The sequence below is a fragment of the Spirillospora sp. NPDC000708 genome (genome assembly GCF_040299565.1).
Classification (GTDB): Bacteria; Actinomycetota; Actinomycetes; order Streptosporangiales; family Streptosporangiaceae; genus Spirillospora.
The window spans coordinates 99,188-117,926 of record NZ_JBEPCJ010000014.1 but is presented as its reverse complement, the minus strand read 5'-3'; the positions used below and the strand labels follow the sequence as shown (position 1 = coordinate 117,926).

19 protein-coding genes and 1 pseudogene are annotated in these 18,739 nt (G+C 71.0%); 11 read left to right on the top strand and 9 right to left on the bottom strand.

The genetic code is table 11. From position 1 onward, the window contains the following. Positions 1-53 precede the first annotated feature (53 nt). Positions 54-224 (bottom strand): hypothetical protein, encoded by a 171-nt coding sequence (locus tag ABT299_RS13330; protein ID WP_500250903.1) that lies wholly within the window; start codon positions 222-224, stop codon positions 54-56. A gap of 270 nt (positions 225-494) precedes the next feature. Between ABT299_RS13330 and ABT299_RS13325 the strand changes: the two genes are divergently transcribed. The 6 genes from ABT299_RS13325 (at position 495) to ABT299_RS13300 (ending at position 7,640) form a co-directional block, all read left to right on the top strand. Then, entirely contained in the window at positions 495-995 is a 501-nt protein-coding gene (locus ABT299_RS13325; protein ID WP_500250902.1) for an ArsR/SmtB family transcription factor, read from the top strand. Positions 996-1,055: 60 nt separating this feature from the next. Then, positions 1,056-1,886, top strand: coding sequence for a peptidoglycan DD-metalloendopeptidase family protein (locus ABT299_RS13320; protein ID WP_500250901.1), 831 nt, complete (start codon positions 1,056-1,058; stop codon positions 1,884-1,886). Positions 1,887-2,076: 190 nt separating this feature from the next. Beyond that, positions 2,077-3,606 carry a DUF1996 domain-containing protein gene (locus ABT299_RS13315; RefSeq protein ID WP_500250900.1) on the top strand — a complete coding sequence of 510 codons (1,530 nt, stop codon included), beginning with the start codon at positions 2,077-2,079 and terminating at the stop codon, positions 3,604-3,606. A 275-nt stretch (positions 3,607-3,881) separates the two neighbouring features. Next, positions 3,882-4,478 carry a TetR/AcrR family transcriptional regulator gene (locus ABT299_RS13310; protein ID WP_500250899.1) on the top strand — a complete coding sequence of 199 codons (597 nt, stop codon included), beginning with the start codon at positions 3,882-3,884 and terminating at the stop codon, positions 4,476-4,478. A gap of 79 nt (positions 4,479-4,557) precedes the next feature. After that, a complete protein-coding gene (locus tag ABT299_RS13305; protein ID WP_500250898.1) occupies positions 4,558-5,283 on the top strand; it encodes an ABC transporter ATP-binding protein in 726 nt (241 codons plus the stop codon). Further along, a complete protein-coding gene (locus ABT299_RS13300; protein WP_500250897.1) occupies positions 5,280-7,640 on the top strand; it encodes an ABC transporter permease in 2,361 nt (786 codons plus the stop codon). The genes ABT299_RS13305 and ABT299_RS13300 overlap by 4 nt, the downstream gene beginning before the upstream one ends. 99 nt (positions 7,641-7,739) lie before the next feature. Here ABT299_RS13300 and ABT299_RS13295 read toward each other — a convergent pair. Beyond that, positions 7,740-8,513 (bottom strand): annotated as a pseudogene (locus ABT299_RS13295) (SDR family NAD(P)-dependent oxidoreductase); the annotation flags it as partial. Positions 8,514-8,617: 104 nt separating this feature from the next. On the opposite strand from ABT299_RS13295, the gene ABT299_RS13290 reads away from it, so the two are divergent. Continuing rightward, positions 8,618-8,872 carry a hypothetical protein gene (locus ABT299_RS13290; protein ID WP_500250896.1) on the top strand — a complete coding sequence of 85 codons (255 nt, stop codon included), beginning with the start codon at positions 8,618-8,620 and terminating at the stop codon, positions 8,870-8,872. Here ABT299_RS13290 and ABT299_RS13285 read toward each other — a convergent pair. The 5 genes from ABT299_RS13285 to ABT299_RS13265 all read right to left on the bottom strand — a co-directional run bounded on the left by ABT299_RS13285 (position 8,830) and on the right by ABT299_RS13265 (position 13,054). After that, complete coding sequence (locus ABT299_RS13285; protein WP_500250895.1) at positions 8,830-9,783, bottom strand: cytochrome c oxidase assembly protein; 954 nt, start codon at positions 9,781-9,783, stop codon at positions 8,830-8,832. The genes ABT299_RS13290 and ABT299_RS13285 overlap by 43 nt on opposite strands. Positions 9,784-9,899: 116 nt before the next feature. Next, complete coding sequence (efeB, locus tag ABT299_RS13280) at positions 9,900-11,144, bottom strand: iron uptake transporter deferrochelatase/peroxidase subunit (protein WP_500250894.1); 1,245 nt, start codon at positions 11,142-11,144, stop codon at positions 9,900-9,902. A 71-nt stretch (positions 11,145-11,215) separates the two neighbouring features. Then, on the bottom strand, positions 11,216-11,686 hold the full coding sequence (locus ABT299_RS13275; RefSeq protein WP_500250893.1) for a copper chaperone PCu(A)C: 471 nt from the start codon (positions 11,684-11,686) through the stop codon (positions 11,216-11,218). Next, the gene (locus ABT299_RS13270) at positions 11,683-12,372 is read right to left on the bottom strand and encodes an SCO family protein (protein ID WP_500250892.1); all 690 of its coding nucleotides are present in this window, start codon (positions 12,370-12,372) and stop codon (positions 11,683-11,685) included. The genes ABT299_RS13275 and ABT299_RS13270 overlap by 4 nt, the downstream gene beginning before the upstream one ends. A gap of 157 nt (positions 12,373-12,529) precedes the next feature. Then, entirely contained in the window at positions 12,530-13,054 is a 525-nt protein-coding gene (locus ABT299_RS13265) for a hypothetical protein (RefSeq protein WP_500250891.1), read from the bottom strand. A 453-nt stretch (positions 13,055-13,507) separates the two neighbouring features. Between ABT299_RS13265 and ABT299_RS13260 the strand changes: the two genes are divergently transcribed. Together ABT299_RS13260 and ABT299_RS13255 are read left to right on the top strand one after the other, a co-directional pair. Beyond that, complete coding sequence (locus ABT299_RS13260; RefSeq protein ID WP_500250890.1) at positions 13,508-13,843, top strand: DUF3040 domain-containing protein; 336 nt, start codon at positions 13,508-13,510, stop codon at positions 13,841-13,843. 138 nt (positions 13,844-13,981) lie between these two features. Further along, complete coding sequence (locus ABT299_RS13255) at positions 13,982-15,013, top strand: PP2C family protein-serine/threonine phosphatase (RefSeq protein WP_500250889.1); 1,032 nt, start codon at positions 13,982-13,984, stop codon at positions 15,011-15,013. On the opposite strand, the gene ABT299_RS13250 is transcribed toward ABT299_RS13255, so the two are convergent. Further along, positions 15,006-15,401, bottom strand: a complete 396-nt coding sequence (locus ABT299_RS13250) for a recombinase family protein (RefSeq protein WP_500250888.1) — start codon at positions 15,399-15,401, stop codon at positions 15,006-15,008. The genes ABT299_RS13255 and ABT299_RS13250 overlap by 8 nt on opposite strands. A gap of 256 nt (positions 15,402-15,657) precedes the next feature. After that, positions 15,658-16,161, bottom strand: coding sequence for a MarR family winged helix-turn-helix transcriptional regulator (locus ABT299_RS13245; RefSeq protein WP_500250887.1), 504 nt, complete (start codon positions 16,159-16,161; stop codon positions 15,658-15,660). A gap of 133 nt (positions 16,162-16,294) precedes the next feature. Between ABT299_RS13245 and ABT299_RS13240 the strand changes: the two genes are divergently transcribed. Then, a complete protein-coding gene (locus tag ABT299_RS13240) occupies positions 16,295-18,163 on the top strand; it encodes a chloride channel protein (RefSeq protein WP_500250886.1) in 1,869 nt (622 codons plus the stop codon). A gap of 87 nt (positions 18,164-18,250) precedes the next feature. Beyond that, entirely contained in the window at positions 18,251-18,607 is a 357-nt protein-coding gene (locus tag ABT299_RS13235) for an ATP-binding protein (protein ID WP_500250885.1), read from the top strand. Positions 18,608-18,739 lie beyond the last annotated feature (132 nt).

The following is an 18,739-nucleotide window of genomic DNA, read 5'->3' as shown; positions in this document are numbered from 1 at the left end:
GCAGCACAATCCTTGCTCGACGGGATTCACCGAGCGGCAAAGCGGACGGCGGCTCAGTCCCCTGGGAAGAACAGTTCGGTCAGCGGCCCAGCCCCTTCGGCGGGCGCGTGTACTTCCAGGTGCAGCAACGGGCCGTCGAGATGCAGCCGGAAGTCGTAGAACGGGCAGCAGCGCTGCTCGGCGGCGGCGAGGTTCATGATGTCGGTCGCACGGCCGGCGGGCACGGTGACCCGGACCCCGTCCTGGATCCGTTCGCCAGCGGGGCGCAGTCGGACGGGCGCAGTCGCTTTCGGGCGAGGCGCGGCGTGTTCGGGCATGTCGGGGGACTCATGCAGGTGGTGGCGCTGCTGCGGCCGGCGTGGTCGGGCTTGCTGGTGCGCTGGCGGCTGGATCCGCGTGTCGGCGTTCCTGGTGGCTGCCGATGCGGTCTACCTGACCGGAGCGTGGCGGGTGTGCGGCTTGTGATAGTTACGTAATTACGTAGAATTGGAGTCGTGGTGGAGGAGACGCTGACAGATCGGGTCGCGCGCCTGGAGGAACGTGTGGCCGCGCTGGAAGGCGTCCAGCCGGCGGCCGGGAAGCCGGTGACGGACGACGCTTTCTGGGCCCTGAACAGGCTCAAAGAGCGCGTCGCCGACCCCGGCGCCGTGCTGTTCACCGGCTCGGTGACGCTGCCGGGCGGCGAGCACTACGAGTGGCAGCAGGGCCACCTCGCCGACGACCTGCTGCAAGACGACTGGTCGCAGGGCGCTGACACCCTCTCGGCGCTGGCCCATCCCGTCCGGCTGCTGCTGCTGCGCGAGATCATGCACGGCGCCCGCACCACCGCCGAACTGGCCACGCACGAGGGCCTCGGCACGACCGGGCAGCTCTACCACCACCTCCGGCAGCTGGTCGCGGCCGGCTGGCTGCGCACCACCGGGCGCGGGCGCTACACCGTCCCCGCCGAACGGGTGGTGCCGATACTGACCGTGCTCGCGGCGACCCGCCGCTGACCGACCCCTTCGGAGGGGAAGATGCACAGGACGATGGCACGCTTCAGGACACTTTTCGTCGTGCTGGGCCTTGTACTTTCGTTCATCGAGCCCCTGCTCGGCATCGGCGCGCTCGGCGCCGTCGGGTTCGCCCTCATCGTGCTCGGCGTCGTGCTGTTCTTCGTGCCCGGCGGCGCCCGCGGCCGGGCCCCCGTCGTCCTCCGCAGCCCGGTGGAGGGCCGCTGGGTACCGGTCAACAGCCCCGCCGACAAGGTGCCCAGCCACGGGACGCACGAGCTCGGCCAGACGTACGCGATCGACCTCGTCCACGTTCCGAGCGGCGAATGGACTCCGATGCGCCGCTGGCCCCTCGCGGCCCGCCCGGACACCTTCCCCTCGTTCGGCCGGGACGTCCTCGCGCCCGCCGATGGAGTCGTCGTCCGGGCGAGCGGCCGGCAGCGCGACCACTGGAGCCGCAATTCCTGGCCCGGCGTCCTCTACCTGCTGGTCGAGGGCATGGTGTTTCGGCAGGTGCTGTCCCTGCTGACCCTGTCGGCGGGCCGCTTCGTCGTCGGCAACTCCGTCGTCCTGGACCTGGGCGACGGTGTCTACGCGGTCCTCGCCCACCTGCGCCGCGGCTCGCTGCGCGTCCGCAGGGGCGACCGCGTCCTGGCCGGCGACGTCATCGCCGAGGTCGGCAACTCGGGCAACACCTCCGAGCCGCACCTGCACTTCCACCTCATGGACCGCCCAGGCCCCCTGGCCGCCGCGGGCATCCCCTTCGCCTTCCCCTACACGAGCGCCGACACCACTCGAACCGGCGTCCCCGGCGCCCGCCGCCCCTTCACGTCCGCCCGCGACCACGTCCCCGGCCCGCCTCAGCCGGCCTCCGCGAATTCCGGGAGTCGGTAGGGGCCGCGGGCTGTGGTTCGTGGTTCACGATCGCGATCCGCTGTTCACCATCGCCCTCTTCCAGCCGCCATTGATCGCACGCGAACACGACGGGCACGAGGCGGCGACCGGCACCTGACCGCCGGGTTCCTCGCGCGGCGGCCGACCAGGCATACCGGCATCGAGCGCCGTTCCAGTGCCCACCTGCTTCATGACCGGCACGGGCGACCGGATTCTTGCATTGTCGAACCTTTTGCCGATCCGACCCGTAATGCATGCGGTGAGCGGGGATCGCAGCGATTTCCAGGAAGGGTGCCACATGCAGCGCTCAGCGCTCGGGCAACGCAAGAGACGATCACTCGCCGTCCTCGCCTTCGGGGGGAGCCTGGTGATCGCGGGGAGCAGCGCGGCCGGATGCGGCCAGTCCGCCAGCACCCGCCTGTCGTCCGCCGACGGCGCGGCGGCCCAGAAGGTGTCGTGCCCGGCGGTCCGCCCCCGGGTGACGAACGTCCCGCAGTCGCAGCGGGCTCTGGTCACACAGGACCTGAACCTGCTGGACAAGCAGATCGCCGAGGCGAACCGCAGGCTGAGGACCAGCGCCGGCGAGGGCGGACCGAACTTCGTCCAGAACGCGATCCTCGGGCCGCTGAAGGACAAGCGGGCCGCAGTGCTCAACCGCATCGCCATCGACTTCATGCGCGCCGGGCAGCAGCCCCCCGAGTTGAACTCGCTGGCGCAGTGCCGGCTTGTCGGCGGCGGACAGCAGGACGGCAGCGGCCAGCAGGGCAAAGGCGGCCAGAGTGGAGACGGGCAGAGCGGAAACGGGCAGGCGGGCAGCGGGGTCGTCGGGCCGGCTCCGGACGACTTCGTCGATATCCGCAAGGTCAAGCCGAACCGCAAGCGGGTCCGCCCGAGCCGGCGCGCCTCTCGGGGCAGTTTCGTCTCCAAGTGCGGCACCGACCAGGAGAAGCACCAGAACACCGACAACATCATCATCTCGCCTGGTGTGCCGGACGGCGCGCAGCACCTGCACGACTATGTCGGTAACCTGTCCACGACGTTCGCCTCCACCGACCAGAGCCTGGCAGCGGCGGGCACCTCGTGCGCGAACAGGGCCGACAAGTCGACCTATTTCTGGCCGGTACTGCGCACCCGCACTCCCGGGGACCTCGCCAAGGGTTACACGGCGGTCGACAAGAACAATGTCGGCACCTCGGTGCTGCCCTCGCAGGTGATCCTGCGCTACACCGGCAGCCCGCGCGGGAAGGTGAAGCCGATGCCGGAGTTCCTACGGCTGTTCACCGGGGACGCCAAGGCGTTCTCCAAGGGGCCGGCGAACGCCAAGGCGACCTGGACGTGCTCTGGATTCACCGACCGGGTCGTCGACAAGTACCCGCTGTGCCCCAGCGGCAGCAAGCTGATGCGCGTGTTCGACGAGCCGAGCTGCTGGGACGGCAAGAACACCGACAGCGCCAACCACCGCGCCCACACCGCCTTCCCGGACGCCAAGGGCGCCTGCCCGTCGGGGTTCAAGGCCATCCCGCACCTGACCATGACCCTGGTTTACAGCGGCATCCCCAACACCGCACCGAAGAGCGCGGACGACGTCCGGTTCGCGGTCGACGGGTTCGCCACCGAGCAGCACAAGCCCGACACCGACCACGCGGGCTACATCAACGTCATGTCCAAAGGCTTCAACGCCAAGGTCGCCAAGTGCATCAATGGCAACCGCAGGTGTTGACGCGCGGACCGGTTCACTGATCGGCGGGTGACCGCCGTCGATGGGCCCCTGCCGCCGCGGGCGGCAGGGGCCCGCTTACGTCCCCGGCTCTCCGGGGCGCTGTCTCTCCCTCATCGGCTCGCTTGACCGCGAGAACGGCCGTGCTATGTTTGGACCATCGCCCTGGTCGATCGTCCAAGTCGGTCGACCAAGTCGTTCGTCCAGGGTGTCTGTCCAAATCGACGGGGACTAAAGTCCAGAGCAGGAGTTCGCCAGGTCGAAGGAGCATGTGTCGAATGTCCGCCGATTCCGCGGCCCGGGGGCAGCAGACCCGTGCCCGTCTGCTCGACGCCGCGGTGCAGCTGATCGTGGAGGAAGGCTGGGGCGCCGCCACGACGAGGAAGATCGCCGATCGCGCGCAGGTGCGCCCGGGAGTCGTGCACTACCACTTCGGCAGTGTCACCGATCTGCTCGTCGAGGCCTCGCTGGACGCGGTGCGGCGGGAACTGGACCAGATGCTGGTCCTGTTCAGCGAGAGCAGGACCGCCCCTGTAGGACTGGGCGACATGCTCACGATGATCGCCGGCTACCCCTCCGACGATCCCCTCACGGTGCTGATGACCGAAGCGGTGCTCGCCGCCACCCGGATCGAGCGGCTGCGGACCGAACTGGCCGTCCTGCTCGGCCGGTGGCGCTCCGCCACCGCGAAGTGGCTCGAGGAACAGGGAGTGGAGGACGCCGAGGCCACCGCCACCGTGATGGGCGCCGTCCTGGACGGCTTGGTGCTGCACTACATGCTCGACCCCGGACTGCGTTCGACCGCTCTGACCGTGCCCATCATGCGCATGGCCGGGCTGACGCCCGACAAGAGCGACCCCGTCGATGCCACCTGACGACTGACCCGTATCGCCGGGCGGCCCAGTGCCGTCGGAAGGAGCCGAGTGCGGTCGTCAAAACCCCCAGGAGGGCTCCATGGCAGAGACGACGACCCCGCGCGGCCAAGTGCACCTGCGCGCGGTGACCAAGACCTACGGGACGGGCGAGGCCGCGCTCACCGCGCTCGCCGGCGTCGACCTCGACATCGAGGCCGGCGAGATGGTGGTGGTGCTCGGCCCCAGCGGGTCGGGCAAGACGACGCTGCTGAACGTGATCGGCGGCATCGAGACCGCCGACAGCGGAACCATCGAGGTCGCGGGGATCGACCTCACCGGGCGTCCGCCGCGGGACCTGGTGGGCTTCCGGCGCGACCACGTCGGCTTTGTGTTCCAGTTCTTCAACCTGGTGCCGACCCTGACGGCGCGCGAGAACGTCGAGGCGATGGTCGAGCTCACCGGACGCGGCGACCGCCGCAAGGTGCCCGAACTGTTGGAGGCGGTCGGACTGGGCGACCGCATGGACCACTTCCCCGCCCAGCTGTCCGGCGGCCAGCAGCAGCGGGTGTCCATCGCGCGGTCCCTGGCCACCGATCCCGACCTGCTGCTGGCCGATGAGCCGACCGGGGCGCTGGACCAGACGACCGGGAAGTCGGTGCTGAAGCTGCTGCAGGACACCAACCGGCAGGGCCGCACCGTGCTGATGGTGACGCACAACGCCGCCGTGGCCGCGATCGCGCACCGCGTCATCACGATGCGGGACGGCGCCGTCCAGTCCGTCGAGCGCAACGCCGCCCCGGCCGACGCCGTGTCCGTGGGCTGGTGAGCTCCGTGCATCGCGTCCTGATCACCAAGACCCGGCGCGACCTGCGCCGCCGCCTCCCGCAGTTCGCCGCGATCGCGGTCACCGTCATGGTCGGCGTCCTGCTGTTCGTCGCCAGCTACGACGCCTTCCGCAACCTGACCACCTCCTACAACCGCACCTACGACCGGCTGCACTTCGCCGACCTCACCGCCACCGGCGGCGATCCGCAGAAGACCGCGCAGGCCGCACGGAACGCCACCGGTGTCGCGCGCGTGGCCACCCGTACCCAAGCCGACATCCCGCTGCGCCTCGGCGGTGACAAGCTGCTGGGACGCGTGACCGGCATGCCGCGCACGGGGCCTGCAGCGGTGGACGCCGTCGATCTGAAGGACGGCCGGAACCTGGCCGCGGACGACCCGGACGGCGTGCTGCTGGAGAAGCACGCCGCCGATACCTTCCACCTCTCCCCCGGCGACCATCTGCAGGCCTTCGACGGCCGGACCTGGCGCACCCTCACCGTGCGGGGCGTCGTCGTCTCCCCCGAATACCTGTGGCCGGCCCGCGACCGCCAGGAAGTCCTGTCCGACCCCCACTCGTTCGCCGTCGTCTTCGCCCCCGAGCAGACCGCCCGCGCCCTCGCCGGTTCGAAGGCCCAGCCCCAAACCCTGGTGCAGTTGAAGGGCTCCGCGCCCGCGAAGGACCTCGACCGAGCAGCCGGCGCACTGCGGACCGCCGGCGCGGTGGACGTCACCGAACGCGCCGACCAGGCGTCCAACGCGACCCTGCACGAGGATCTGACGGGCTTCCGGCAGATGGCCGTAGGCTTCCCCGTCCTGTTCCTGGCCGCGGCCGCGATCGCCGCCTACGTCCTCATCACCCGGCTCGTCCTGTCCGAGCGCAAGGTGATCGCGACCTTCCTCGCCGGCGGCGCGCCCCGCCACGTCGTCGTGCGCCACTACCTCGGCCACGGGACCATCGCCGCAACCGCCGGCGCCCTCGTCGGGGCGGCCCTCGGGCAGTTGGCCACCTCGGGGATGACCCACGCCTACACCAAGGGGCTGGGCATCCCGGACACCGTCGTGCAGGCACGGCCGCTCACCCTCGTGATCGGGGTGCTGTTCGGCGTCCTCGTCGGCTTGGCCGGCGGGATCGCGCCCGCACTGTCGGCGTCCCGCGCCGCGCCCGCCGAGGCGATGCGCGGTGATGGAGGCGCGCTGCAACCGCCCGGACCGTGGAGCCGGGGGGTGGCACGAGCCCGCCGCCTGCCCGTCGTCGCCCGCCTCGCCCTGCGCGGACTCACCCGTAGCAAGCGCCGCACGGCCGCCACCATGACCGGCACGCTGCTCGCGCTCGTCCTGGTGCTGGTGTCCGGCGGCATGATCATCAGCATGCGGTCGATGATGAACACCCAGTTCGGCGACGTGCAGCGCCAGGACGCCACCGTCACTGCCGCACCGAGCACACCCGATCTGACACAGGACCTGCGAAGGATCGGCCACGTCGCACGCGTCGAACCGGTCACGGTTGTACCGGTGAACCTCACCGCCTCGGGCCGCTCGTACCAGACCACGCTGACCGGGTACCAACTCGGCACCCGCATGCACGGCTTCCGCACCGACCACGGCGGCGACGAGCCACTGCCCTCCACCGGCGTCCTCGCCGGCAAGGGGCTGGCCGCGAAACTGCACGTGGCAGTCGGCGATCCCGTCACGGTGCACTCCCCCGGCGGCGCGCGCACCGTCCGGCTCGCCGGATTCGTGGACGAGCCGCTCGGCACCTCCGTCTACGGCACTCGGCAGACCGTCCAGTCGCTGACCGGCGCCCGGACCGACTCCTACGAGCTGCGCTTCACCTCCGGCACCGGCTCCCAGCAGCGCGACCAGGTCCGCGCCCAGATCAGCCGACTGCCCGGAGTGGTCGCCTACGCCGACTCACAGGCCGTCAAACGCCAGTTCAACAGCTTCCTGAAGCTGTTCTGGATCTTCGTGGGGGTGATGCTGGTGCTCGGCGGCGTCCTGGCCCTCACCGTCATCTACGTGACGATGACGGTCAACGTCGCCGAACGGACATCGGAGCTGGCGACACTGCAGGCCGCCGGTGTGCCCCTGCGGCGCATCGCGGGCATCTTGGCGGTCGAGAACCTCACCGCCACCGCACTGGCGACACCAGTCGGACTGGTCGCCGGGGTCGCCGCGGCCTGGGCGGCCCTGAAATCGTTCGACAGCGACATGTTCTCCATGGAACTCAAGATCGGCTGGCCCACCCTGGTGCTCGCCGCCCTCGCCATGCTCGGCGCGTCGTTGCTGTCGCAGATCCCCGCCAACCGCATGGTCCGCCGCCTCGACATCGCCCGTATCGTCCGGGAGCGGGCGCAGTGACGAAGAGCCCGCCCTCCTGACAGTGGTGGAGCCCGCGGCAGAGCCTCGGGCTCCACCACTCGGTCCCGGACGCGCCCATTCGGCAGGTTTCCCGTGATTTCACAGACCGAAGGCGCGCCGGACAAGGAGATCGAAAATGCGCTGCGGCAGCAAGACCCTGGCGAACGGCAACCGGGTGGCGTCCCGCCCGACCCCATAACGCAAGCGAGGAGACCGCGAGACGGCGATCTTGGCGATCAGTTCCGCCGCCTCGGCGGGATCGGCGCCTTTCGGCAGGCTCTCGTTCAGGAGCCGCTCGGCTGCCTCGCGGACATCGTCGTAGTCGGCGATGGTCGTTCCGCCGACCGAAGCGGCCTTCAGGACCTCGGTCCTGAAGACGCCGGGTTCGATCAGCGAGACATGGACGCCCAGCGGCCGCACCTCGTATCGCAGCGCTTCGGTGTAGCGGGCCAAGGCGGCCTTGGACGCGGCGTAGAACGCCTCGTTCGGCTCGCCGACCCAGGCGGCGAGCGACCCGACGTTGATGATGCGGCCCCGCCCTCGTCGGCGCATCTCGGGCAGCACCGCGTTCACCATGCGGGCCGCGCCCAGCAGGTCGGTCTCCAGCACGGCGCGGGCCTCGTCCATCGAGGCCTCCTCGGCCATCCCTCGATGCATGACCCCGGCGTTGCTGACCAGGACGTCGACCGGCCCGGCTCGGGACACCACCTCGGCGACGCACCGCTCGACGGACTCGCTCGACCGCACGTCCAACCGCAGCATCACCACATCGCCGGCGTCCGGCAACGCCCGCCGGCTGGTGCCGAAGACACGAAAACCCTTCGCGGCGAACAGTTGCGCGGTCGCCTTCCCGATACCGGAGGACGCGCCGGTGACGAGGACGTTCTCGCGGCTGGCAGACCAGCCTGCGCGAGATCACCACATCCCACTGGACGGAGCAGCGTTCGACGAACCCTCGCGTCCGGCAGGCGGCGCAGGTGATCGGCAAGCAGCATCCCGTACCGCAGGCGCTGCTCCTCGTCTCCACCGTCCGCGCCGACACCCGCAGCTCCCTGGTGCGTCCGTTCGCGGGGACCGCCAACGACTTCATCAAGACCCACATCGAGATCCTCGAACGCACCGGCGACGTCGATTACACCAAGCCCCCGGTACCGCAGGTGCCCCGAACGCCTCGAGCAGGAACGGCCCATCAGCGCCCTGGCCGCGCCCGGTCGGTGAGTCGAGCCAGGTAGGCGTTATAGCGGGCGAGTTCGGCATCGCCGTCGCGATCGGCCTGCCGATCCGAGCGCGCCGCGGTGCGGCTGTCCGCTCTGAACCATTGGACGAACAGGGCGGCCAGGACGAGCATCGTGGGGACTTCCCCGAAGGCCCAGGCGATCGCGCCTCCGGTGGTCTGGTCGGTAACGGCGCTCAGCCGCCACGCGGTAGGCGGGTGGGCGAAGAATCCGACGATGGGGGACGCTGACATCATCACGGCGATGCCGAAGAAGGCGTGGAACGGCATGCCGAGGAACAGCTCCAGCATCCGCAGCGGATGGGGCGGGCGGTGCGGGGCCGGGTCGACTCCCACGATGGGCCAGAAGAACAGGAGCCCGACCGCAAGGAAATGGGCGAGCATCAGCTCGTGGCCGAGCCAGCTGCCCATGGCCCAGTCGAATAGCGAGGTGAAGTAGAGGCCGTAGAGGCTGCCTATGAACAGCGGCAACGTAAATAGCGGAGCTGAGACGGCCCGGGCGAAGCGGCTGCCCTGGAGCCGGGCGAGCAGCTCGCGCGGACCCAGGCGGCCACGCCGGGCGGGCAGGGTCCGCAAGGCGAGCGTCATCGGCGCCCCGAGCAGCAGCAGGATCGGGGCGAGCATGGACAGGACTATGTGCTGGATCATGTGGACGCTGAACAGCTCCATGCCGTAGCCGCCGATCCCGGTGCATGTGACTTCGGCGATGCACGCGACCCCGGCGGTCCAGGCGACGACCCGCAGGATCGGCCAGCGGTCACCGCGGCGCCGCAGCCGTGCCACCGCAGTGCCGTAGAGCACCACAGCGAGCAGGCATAGGACGGGTTCGAGCGGGAGCGGCTGCGGATGCCATGCCAGAAGTCGTTGGAGTGTGGGGTGCGCGGTCGGCATCCACATCGGCCCGCTCATGTGCATGTGTCCGTTCATGGGGTGCCCGGGTGCATGCCGGGCACGAGGGCCGGGATCATTCCCGGTGCGGGCGCCGGATCGGGAAGCTTTTGGATCATGAAAGCCGCCTTCGGTCGTCAGGGCTCCAGGAGGGCGCGGCCGACGTAGTCGCCGGGCGCCGTGGTGCCGCCGGGGACGGCGAAGACCGCGCTGGACTCGTGCCGGATGAAGCGTGTGAGGCCGTCGGCGCCGTCGAGTTTGCGCTGGACCTGGACGAACCCGGTGGTGGGGTCGTTCTGCCAGGCGATGAACAGCAGCCCGGCGTCGGGTGCGCCGTCGGCGCGGTGGCCGTCGTGGTAGGAGAATCCGCGGCGCAGGATGGTGGCTCCGCCGTTGGACTCGGGCGCCGCCACCCGTATGTGGGCGTCGCCGGGGATGGCGAGCGTTCCGTCCGGGGCGGTCGCCGACAGGTTCACCGGTGTGGTCTCGCCGCCGCCCGACAGCGGGGCGCCGTTGTCCTTGCGGCGGCCGATGACCCGCTCCTGGCGGGCGGTGGGCAGTTGCTCCCAGGTGTCCAGCAGCATCCGGATACGGCGCACGACCGCGTACGACCCGCCGTTCATCCAGGCCTCGGGGCCCGTGGTGTCGGTGACGAAGACCTTGGCGTCGAAGTCGCGGGCGGACGGGTGCGGGTTGTTGGTACCATCGACCTGGCCCATGAGGTTCCGAACGGTCATCGGCCGGCGGGTGGCCCCTGGGGCGCGGTTGAAGCCGTTCATCTGCCAGCGCACCCGTGCGGTGCCGGTCGCGGTGCGCTGCAGGATCCGCAGTGCGTGCACCGCGACGAGCGGATCGTCGGCGCCGATCTGGATCCACAGGTCACCGCCGCTCTTGGCGGGGTCGAGCGCGTCGGCGGAGAAGGGCGGAATCTCCACCAGCGCGGCGGGCATGCGATCGGCGAGCCCGGTCTTGGCAAAGAACGTGCGCCCGAAACCGAACGTCACCGTCAGCGAGGACGGGCCGGCGTCGAGCGCGATCTGATCATCTCCGCCGGGCGGCCGTCCGGCCGTCATCGCCTCGGCCGCCTGCGACCAACGCCGCATCAACCCGGCCACGGCGCCACGGTTCACGCCGGGTCGCAGGTCGAACGCGACCAAGTGCCCGCAGACCTGCAACGGCGTGGCGATTCCGGCCTGGTGACGTCCATGGAACGGAACGGCCGCGGCACCGACGGTGGCGAGCGCGGGTCCGTCGTGTTCAGGCCATCTGCGGGCGGCGGCGTCGGCCAGGCCCCCGACCGCCAGCCCGCCGACCCCGGCCCCGCCCGCCGCGCTCAGCAGCCGGCGGCGGGAGATGCCCGGGCGTTGCCTCGATTCCTCCATATGTGTTCTCCAAGTGCCTCGGTGCGCGCCGCGCCCGGGGCGGTCCCCCGGCGCGCGGCGCGCGGAATCGGTCACTGACCTGGTCGATAGGTCGCCGGCTTCACCGGCGCCTTCACGGTGATCGGCGGTGAAGCGGCGAAGCGCAGGACGAAGGTGACGGTGTCGCCGACCCGGGGCTTGCGTTTCAGGCCCATCAGCATCAGGTGGTCGCCGCCGATGCGCAGTGCCAGCCGACCGCCGGCGGGGACCGGCAAGGTCGGCTCCTTCTTCATCGCGCCGGTAGGCGTGGTGCTGTGCAGGGTGACGCTGGCTGCGAGGTCACTGGTCACCGCGGTCAGCTGATCGGACGCCCGCCCGGTGTTGGCGATGGTGAAGTACCCGGCGGCCATGTCCGCCATCGGCGGTTCGGGCACGTAGGCGCCGGTCACCGCCAGGTGCGGGCCGCTCCGGCCCGCACCGCGCGGCGAACCCGTGCCGTGCGCGGAGCAGGAGGCCACGGCCGTGGCCAGCAGCAGCGCCGCCGCGGCGGCCGGGCCCCTCACAGCCGCCCTCGGACGATCTTCGGCAGGTCGGCCGCGTACCGCTCGGTCGTCGTGCCCGAGGTGTAGATCATGTGGACCCTGTCGTCCGCCGGAGAGAAGGCCAGGACCTCAGCGCCATGGGTGACGGTGTAGGTGCCGTCGGTGTTCTTCACCGGCTTCTCCACGGCGACGCCGAGGCTGCGTGCGGCCTTCTGGACGGCGGCGAAGTCGCCGCTCAGACCGATGAAGCGGTCGTCGAAGGCGGCGAGCCACCGGTGCAGCCGCTCGGGGGTGTCGCGGGCGGGGTCGGTGGTTACGAAGATCACCCGAAGCTGCTTCTGGTCTCCGGCGGGCAGCTTCTTCACCGCGTTGGCCAGGTCGGCCATCGTCGTCGGACACACGTCGGGGCAGTGGGTGTAGCCGAAGTACATCAGCGTCGGTTTCCCGGCGGTCTGCTTGACCAGGTCGAAGGACTTGCCTCGGTCGTCGGTCAGTGTCAGCTCCGGCTTCGGCAGCGGCCGGTTCAGCCGGACGGCCGTCCCGCCCGTCGGGGAGGCAGTGGTCGTCGCGGCCGCCGCATGGCCGTCGGCGGCCGAGCCGCCGCACGCGGCGACGGTCAGGCAGACGGCGGCGAGGCCGCCGGCGAGTCCCGCGGCTCCGGCCATCAAGCGGAACGGGCGGGAGGAGGCGTGCGAGAAGGCACGCATGAAGGCCTCCAGAGGAGAGGATTCGCCGCAGGCGTGCAATTCCGCACGCGGCGACGCAACACGTGAATGGGGTCAGGCCGTGGGCACGGCCATGGCAGGCCGGCCCGCCCGACCTGCAGTGATTGAGTACAGGTGGGTGAGCGGCGCAGAACGTCGGCTAGGCCGCCTCGGCGAAGCGGCGGCTCGCGCCGGCCGGAGGCGGTCCACGCCGGATCACCGCATGGTGAAGGACGACGATCCCGTCCGGGACGGCGGCCCGCTCGCGGCGGCGCGCACCGGTGTGCAGGCGGCAGACCGGAGTCACGGCCGACCCCACCACCAGCGCGGCCAGCAACGCCGCCGCAGGCCCTGCAAGCCGTTCCGCCGTGCGCAGCGAAAGCCGGACCAGCAGCCACAAGGCGCGCTCGCCCCGATGGACGACCCAGCCGAGCAGGAAGGCGGCGGCAAGGTGAACGGCGAACATCGCCGGGCTTGGCATCAGCGGCATCGGCATGCCCGCCGCCGCATGCCCGGCCCCATGATGGGCGGCCGTCGCGTGCATGGAGGCCGGCATGCCGCCTCCGGCGCCATGCCGCCCCAGGCAGAACAGCACGTGCAGGATCACCTGCCCGCACAGCAGCGTTGCGACGATGCCCGACCGGGACCGCTCCCGATCGGCCAGCGGGGTCACCAGGACGAGCATCGCGAACACTCCCGCCAGCAGTGCTCGCCAGGAGGGACCGCCTCCGGCCACGGCCGCGTGCGCGCACGCCGACACCGAGACGCAGACGGCCGAGAAGGCCGCTGATCTGAGGACGCGCAGACCCGCGTCGGCGCGCCTCGCGCCGGGCACCGGGCCCGTCATCGCGCGGTCCGGGTCGAGCAGTCGCTCATCCCTCCGCCCCTCTGCGTCCGCCGGTCAGTTCCGCCGCCTTACCCGAAGATGTACTACGAACCGTAGTACATGCCCCCGCAGCAGGTCATGACAGCCGGACGCACCGCCCGAAGATCCCGGCGTCTCCGTGGTTCCCGCATACCATCTTTGCATAGTGCAAGAGTGGGCATAACGTGAGGCGACATGCCCTCCCCACCACGACCGACCTTGAGGAACACCAGACATCCCCGGCGACCGACCCGAACCGAGAGCACACCGCCCATGAGCCTGTCCCTCCGCGAACGCCTCATCCTGCTGCGGATCGAACGCGAACTGCGGCACCGCGATCCTCACCTGGCCGCCCTATTCGACACGCACGGCAGCGAGCCGCGCCCCAACGGCACCCCCGTGCCGCCGTCCCCCGACGAGCTTCCAGGCTGGCTGCTGATCGTCATGGCCTCGTGCGTCCTCGCCGTGGCCGTGATCGTCGCCCTGCTCTACCCATCGCTCTCCGACGCCCCGTCATCGGGTCCTTCCTCGGGGCCGGACGCCACCACGGTCTCCGCCACTCCCGGCAGCGGACGGCAGGTCTCCACACTTGAGCCCCACCGCGATTGACGGGCATGATCTGCCAGACCGGTTCCGCACCGCGGACAGGCCATCTAGCTGCAATTACGAGTGTGCGACGGGGGACAGGGCGTGGAGCCGACCGCAGGGGGCAGGCGACGATTCCTGAGGGTTCTTCCCTTCGGGATGATGACCGTGGTCGCCGCCGTCGATGTTCTCGCCGGGTCCGGCGTGGGCTACCTGCCGCTGCTGTCGCTCGGTCCCGCCTTCGCGAGCCTCTCCTGCGGGGTCCGGCGCACCGCCGCCGTCGGAGCACTCGCCGTCGCCCTCTGCGCCATACTCGGCCTCTACGATCAGAAGCTCGGCACCCGGGCCAACACCCTCACGTTCGTTTCGATCATCGGCGTGGCCGCCGCGGGCATGCTCGCCGCCGGCTTCCGCGAGCGCAATGAGCGGGAGCTCGCCGACGTGCGGACCGTCGCGGAGGTGGCGCAGCGCGTGCTGTTGCGTCCGATGCCCCGCAAGGTCGGTCCCGTCCAGGCCGCCGTCCGCTACGTCTCCGCGGCGGCCCACGCGAGGATCGGCGGCGACCTGTACGAGGTGGTGCCCACGCAACACGGCGTCCGCGTGATCGTCGGAGACGTGCAGGGCAAGGGCCTGGACGCCGTCGAGACCGCCGCGGTGGTGCTCGGCGCCTTCCGCGAAGCCGCCTACGACGAGCCCTGTCTCGATGGCGTGGCCGCCCGCATCGAGACGGCCCTCACCCGGCATCTGACCAGCGAGCAGTTCGTCACCGCGATTCTGGCCGAGATCCAGCCGGACTACGGCGCGACGCTGCTCAACCGGGGCCATCCGGCCCCACTCCTGCTCCACCGCGACGGGCTCGTCGAGCCGGTCGATCCGCCCGAGCCCGCGCCCCCGCTCGGCCTGTCCGGCCTTGCCGATGCGCCGGTACCGGCACGCGCGCAGAAGCTGGAACCGGGCGACCGGCTGCTCCTCTACACCGATGGGGTCGTGGAGACCCGTGACCAGGAAGGCACCTTCTACCCGCTGACCGATCGAGCGGCGCACCTTCTGGCCGCCGACGACCCCGAGGCGGCTCTGGACGCACTGGAAGCGGATCTGACCCGCTTCCGGGGCGCACCGCTGGACGATGACGCCGCCATGCTGCTCCTGCAATGGCGAGCACCCACCGAGCGCGGCGCGCACCGCCTCAGGTGACCAACTGAAGGCAGCCGGCGGCCATCCCGTAGCCGGAGCCGGCGGCGCACAGCAGCAGGCTCAAGGCCGGATAGGCCCTGGGTGGATCGGCCCTGGGCGGATCGTCGGATCCGCTGAGAGAGCGCTGCGCATCGAAGAACAGCCGCTCGGGCACCAGGGGGGCCCACGCCACCCGCTCCTCCTCATCGGCGGTGGTCTTGCCGATATAGGCGGGATTGCGGACGATGTCGTGGACGACCGACCATGACCAGCGCGGCCCGCCCCGCGGAGCCCGGACGCCCCTGCCCTCGAGCTCACGGATGATCGGCAGGATGCCCTGCCCCTGGGCGACCCGGCTGATGATCTCCCGGACGACGCTGGCCTGCGGCTCCATGGGCAGCTGCGTCACGTACCGCCCCCGCTCATCACGAATGCACCGGTAGCCGTAGGGCACCGGCCGACCTCTTCTCCGCGCCACCGCATCCCCCTTCACTGCACGCGGTCGCCGTTACGCCTGAGCAAGCATCCCCGCTTCCATTGCATAGTGCAATAGTTGCAACGGAACGGAGCTGCTTCGCCACGAGGAGCAGCACGCCTCCGGCACCCGCCGAGCGCTCATACCGAGGCGGCACGCCGCCCTCAGGGGCGGCTTCGCGGAGAAGGCCTCACTCCCAGCCGAGCGGAACGGCGTCGGAGACCGGTGGCTCGCCTCCGGCCTCGCTGAACGCCCGCAACGCGGCGACCAGGGCACTGCGTTCGCCCGGCGGCATACGCGCGACGATCTCGGCGATATCGGCGCGCCGCCGGGCCGTCACCTGGTCCACCACAGCGCGCCCGCCCGGGGTGAGCTCGATTCGGATCTCCCGGCCACTGTCGGGACTGGCCCGGCGATCGACCAGTCCAGAGGCGACCAGGCGGTCGACCATGCGCATCGCCGTCGACGGGTTGACGTCGAGCAGGCCGGCGAGCGTCACCAGCTTGGCGGGCCCCTGCGAGGACAGCACCACCAGCAGACGGAACTGCGGCAGCGTCACCGCGTCCTCGACGGCCGCCAGCGACCGGGCCGCGACCGCGACGAGCAGCCGCGAGGCGGTCAGCATCGCCGAGGTGAGTTCGTCGACATCCCCGACTTCGGGACCGGCGTCCCCACTTCCTTGGATCACGATCATGTTTCTACCGCTCCGGCAACGGGCGCGCCAGTCGCGCTCCGTCGCCACCGGCTCGGCCTGGGGAATGTCATTCGCGGCAAAAATGTTGCATACTGCAAAAGTTACGGGACGGACAGGGAGGGACGACTCAACAGTGGGCAACACGGTCAGCCGTCGAGAGATACCCGTCGAGACAGGCGCTCGCCTCCTGGTCACGCGGCTCCGTGAAACGCAGGGCGGGCTGATCGCCCTGGCCCTGCTGGTGGGCTGCGGGGCCGGGCTCGGCGCGGTCGTGTTCCGGGAGCTCATCACCGCGTTCACCCACCTGTTCACCGGGCATGCCGACTACTCGGTCGCGGGCCACGCGGCCAACCCGTACCTGCCGTGGCTCGGGCCGTTCTTCGTGCTGCTCGTTCCGGTGGTGGCCGGGCTGGTCTACGGGCCGCTGGTGCATCGCTTCGCCCCCGAGGCCCGCGGCCATGGAGTCCCCGAGGTCATGTTCGCCGTGGCACAGCGCGGCGGCCGCATCGGCGCCCAGGTCGCCGTCGTCAAGTCCCTGGCGTCGGCGCTGACGATCGGGTCGGGCGGCTCGGTCGGCCGCGAAGGGCCCATCGTGCAGATCGGCGCGGCGCTCGGCTCGGCCCTCGGCCGCCTGGCCCGCCTGACCGAGAACCGGCTGCGCATCCTGGTCGCCTGCGGCGCCGCCGGTGGCATCGCCGCCACCTTCAACGCGCCCATGGCCGGGGTCTTCTTCGCCATGGAGCTCATCCTGCGCGACTACACCGTCGAATCCTTCGGCGTCGTGGTGCTCGCCAGCGTCACCGCCAGCGTCATCGGCCGCGCCGTCCTCGGCTCCGAGCCCTTCATGTCACCGCCCCACTTCGAGGTCGCCCACCCCGCCGAGTACGTCCTGTTCGCCCTGCTGGGGCTGCTCGGCGCGGTGGTCGGAGTCGGGTTCACCCGCGTCCTGTATCTGGTCGAGGACCTGTGCGACCGGGCCTGGCGCGGCCCCGAGTGGCTCCGCCCCGCCGCCGGCGGCCTGCTCCTCGGACTCCTCCTGCTCGCCGTCCCGCAGATGTACGGCGTCGGCTACCCCGTGCTGCAGAACGCCGTCAACGGCCGGTACGCCATCGCCTTCCTGCTCGTGCTGCTTATGGCGAAGATCGCCGCGACGAGCCTGACCATCGGCATCGGCGGCTCCGGCGGCGTGTTCGCCCCCAGCCTGTTCATGGGCGCCATGCTCGGCAGCGCCTTCGGCGCCGCCGCCCACCACGCCGTCCCGTCCCTCACCGCCTCGCCCGGCGCCTACGCCCTCGTCGGCATGGGCGCGGTCTTCGCCGGCGCCGCCCGCGCGCCCATCACCGCCGTCGTCATCCTCTTCGAGCTCACCGGCGAGTACTCCATCATCCTGCCGATGATGACCGCCATCGTCGTCGCCGCCCTGATCGGCAGGCGGCTCACACCCGACACCATCTACACCCTCAAGCTGCGCCGCCGCGGCGTCGACCTGGACGCGCCGTCCGTCGACCCGCGGATGACCGCCCCGGTCTCGACCGTCATGGCCCCGGTCCCCGAGCCCCTGCCCGCCTCCTCGACCATCGCCCCCGCGTCCCGGCGCCTGGCCCTGTCCGCCCACGGCGCCCTCCCCGTCATCGACGGCGACGGCGCCTACCAAGGCCTCGTCACCTCCCGCGCGGCCGCCGAAGCCCTGGCCGACCCCGAACCCCGCGGGACGGAAGGCGGCCGTCCGGCGACCGTGGGCGCGCTGGCCGAGATGCCCGCCCCGCTCACCGCCGACATGCCCCTCGCCGACGCCCTCCACCACCTGACCACCACCGACGGCACCGGCCTGCCCGTCCTCGACACCGACCGCTCCGCCCTCGTCGGATGGGTCACCCACCAAGCGGTCCTCCGCGCCCTCCACGCTCCCCGGCCGGCGGCCGCGGTCTCGGCCGAGCCGACGAACGCGATCTCAGACGCCCTGACCGAAGCATCCGCCCCTCCGCAACAGACATCCGTGTGACCGAGTACGAATCCCCGGCGTGCAGGACAGCCCGACCGGCCTCAGCAGTCGTCACGCTTCGTCCCGGCCGTAAAGGCACCTCACCCGATGACCCCACAACAACTCGAGGAGCGGCTGCGCTCTGGTCTCGGCCACGTCCTCATGACCTCGGCGTTCTTCGACGCTCTCCACCTCGCCGTCTGGGAGGCGGTCAGCAACGCCATACGGCACGCGGCGACCCCGGACCCCGCCGTCGACGTGCGGACCGAGCCGACCGGCGACGTCGTCGTCACCGTCACCGACCACGGCCCCGGCTTCGACCGAGCCGAGATCTCGCACATCACCGCCCCCTACCGGGGTCTCGCTCTGATCGCCGCCAACGTCACCTCCGTCGCCTACTCCCCGGCTCCCGAGGGAGGAACCATCGTCACGCTCCGAAAGGCACTGCCCCGCAACGACCGGTGAGGCGCCGGCCGGCAGCCTGTGACGTAGATGGTCCCCGGTCGGCCGTGTAGTCGTCGCGTCGGACGAGGCGGCCGCTCATGCGATCCGGGCGCTGTGAGCGATCTGTGAGCGGTCTGCGGCACCGTCGCCGTC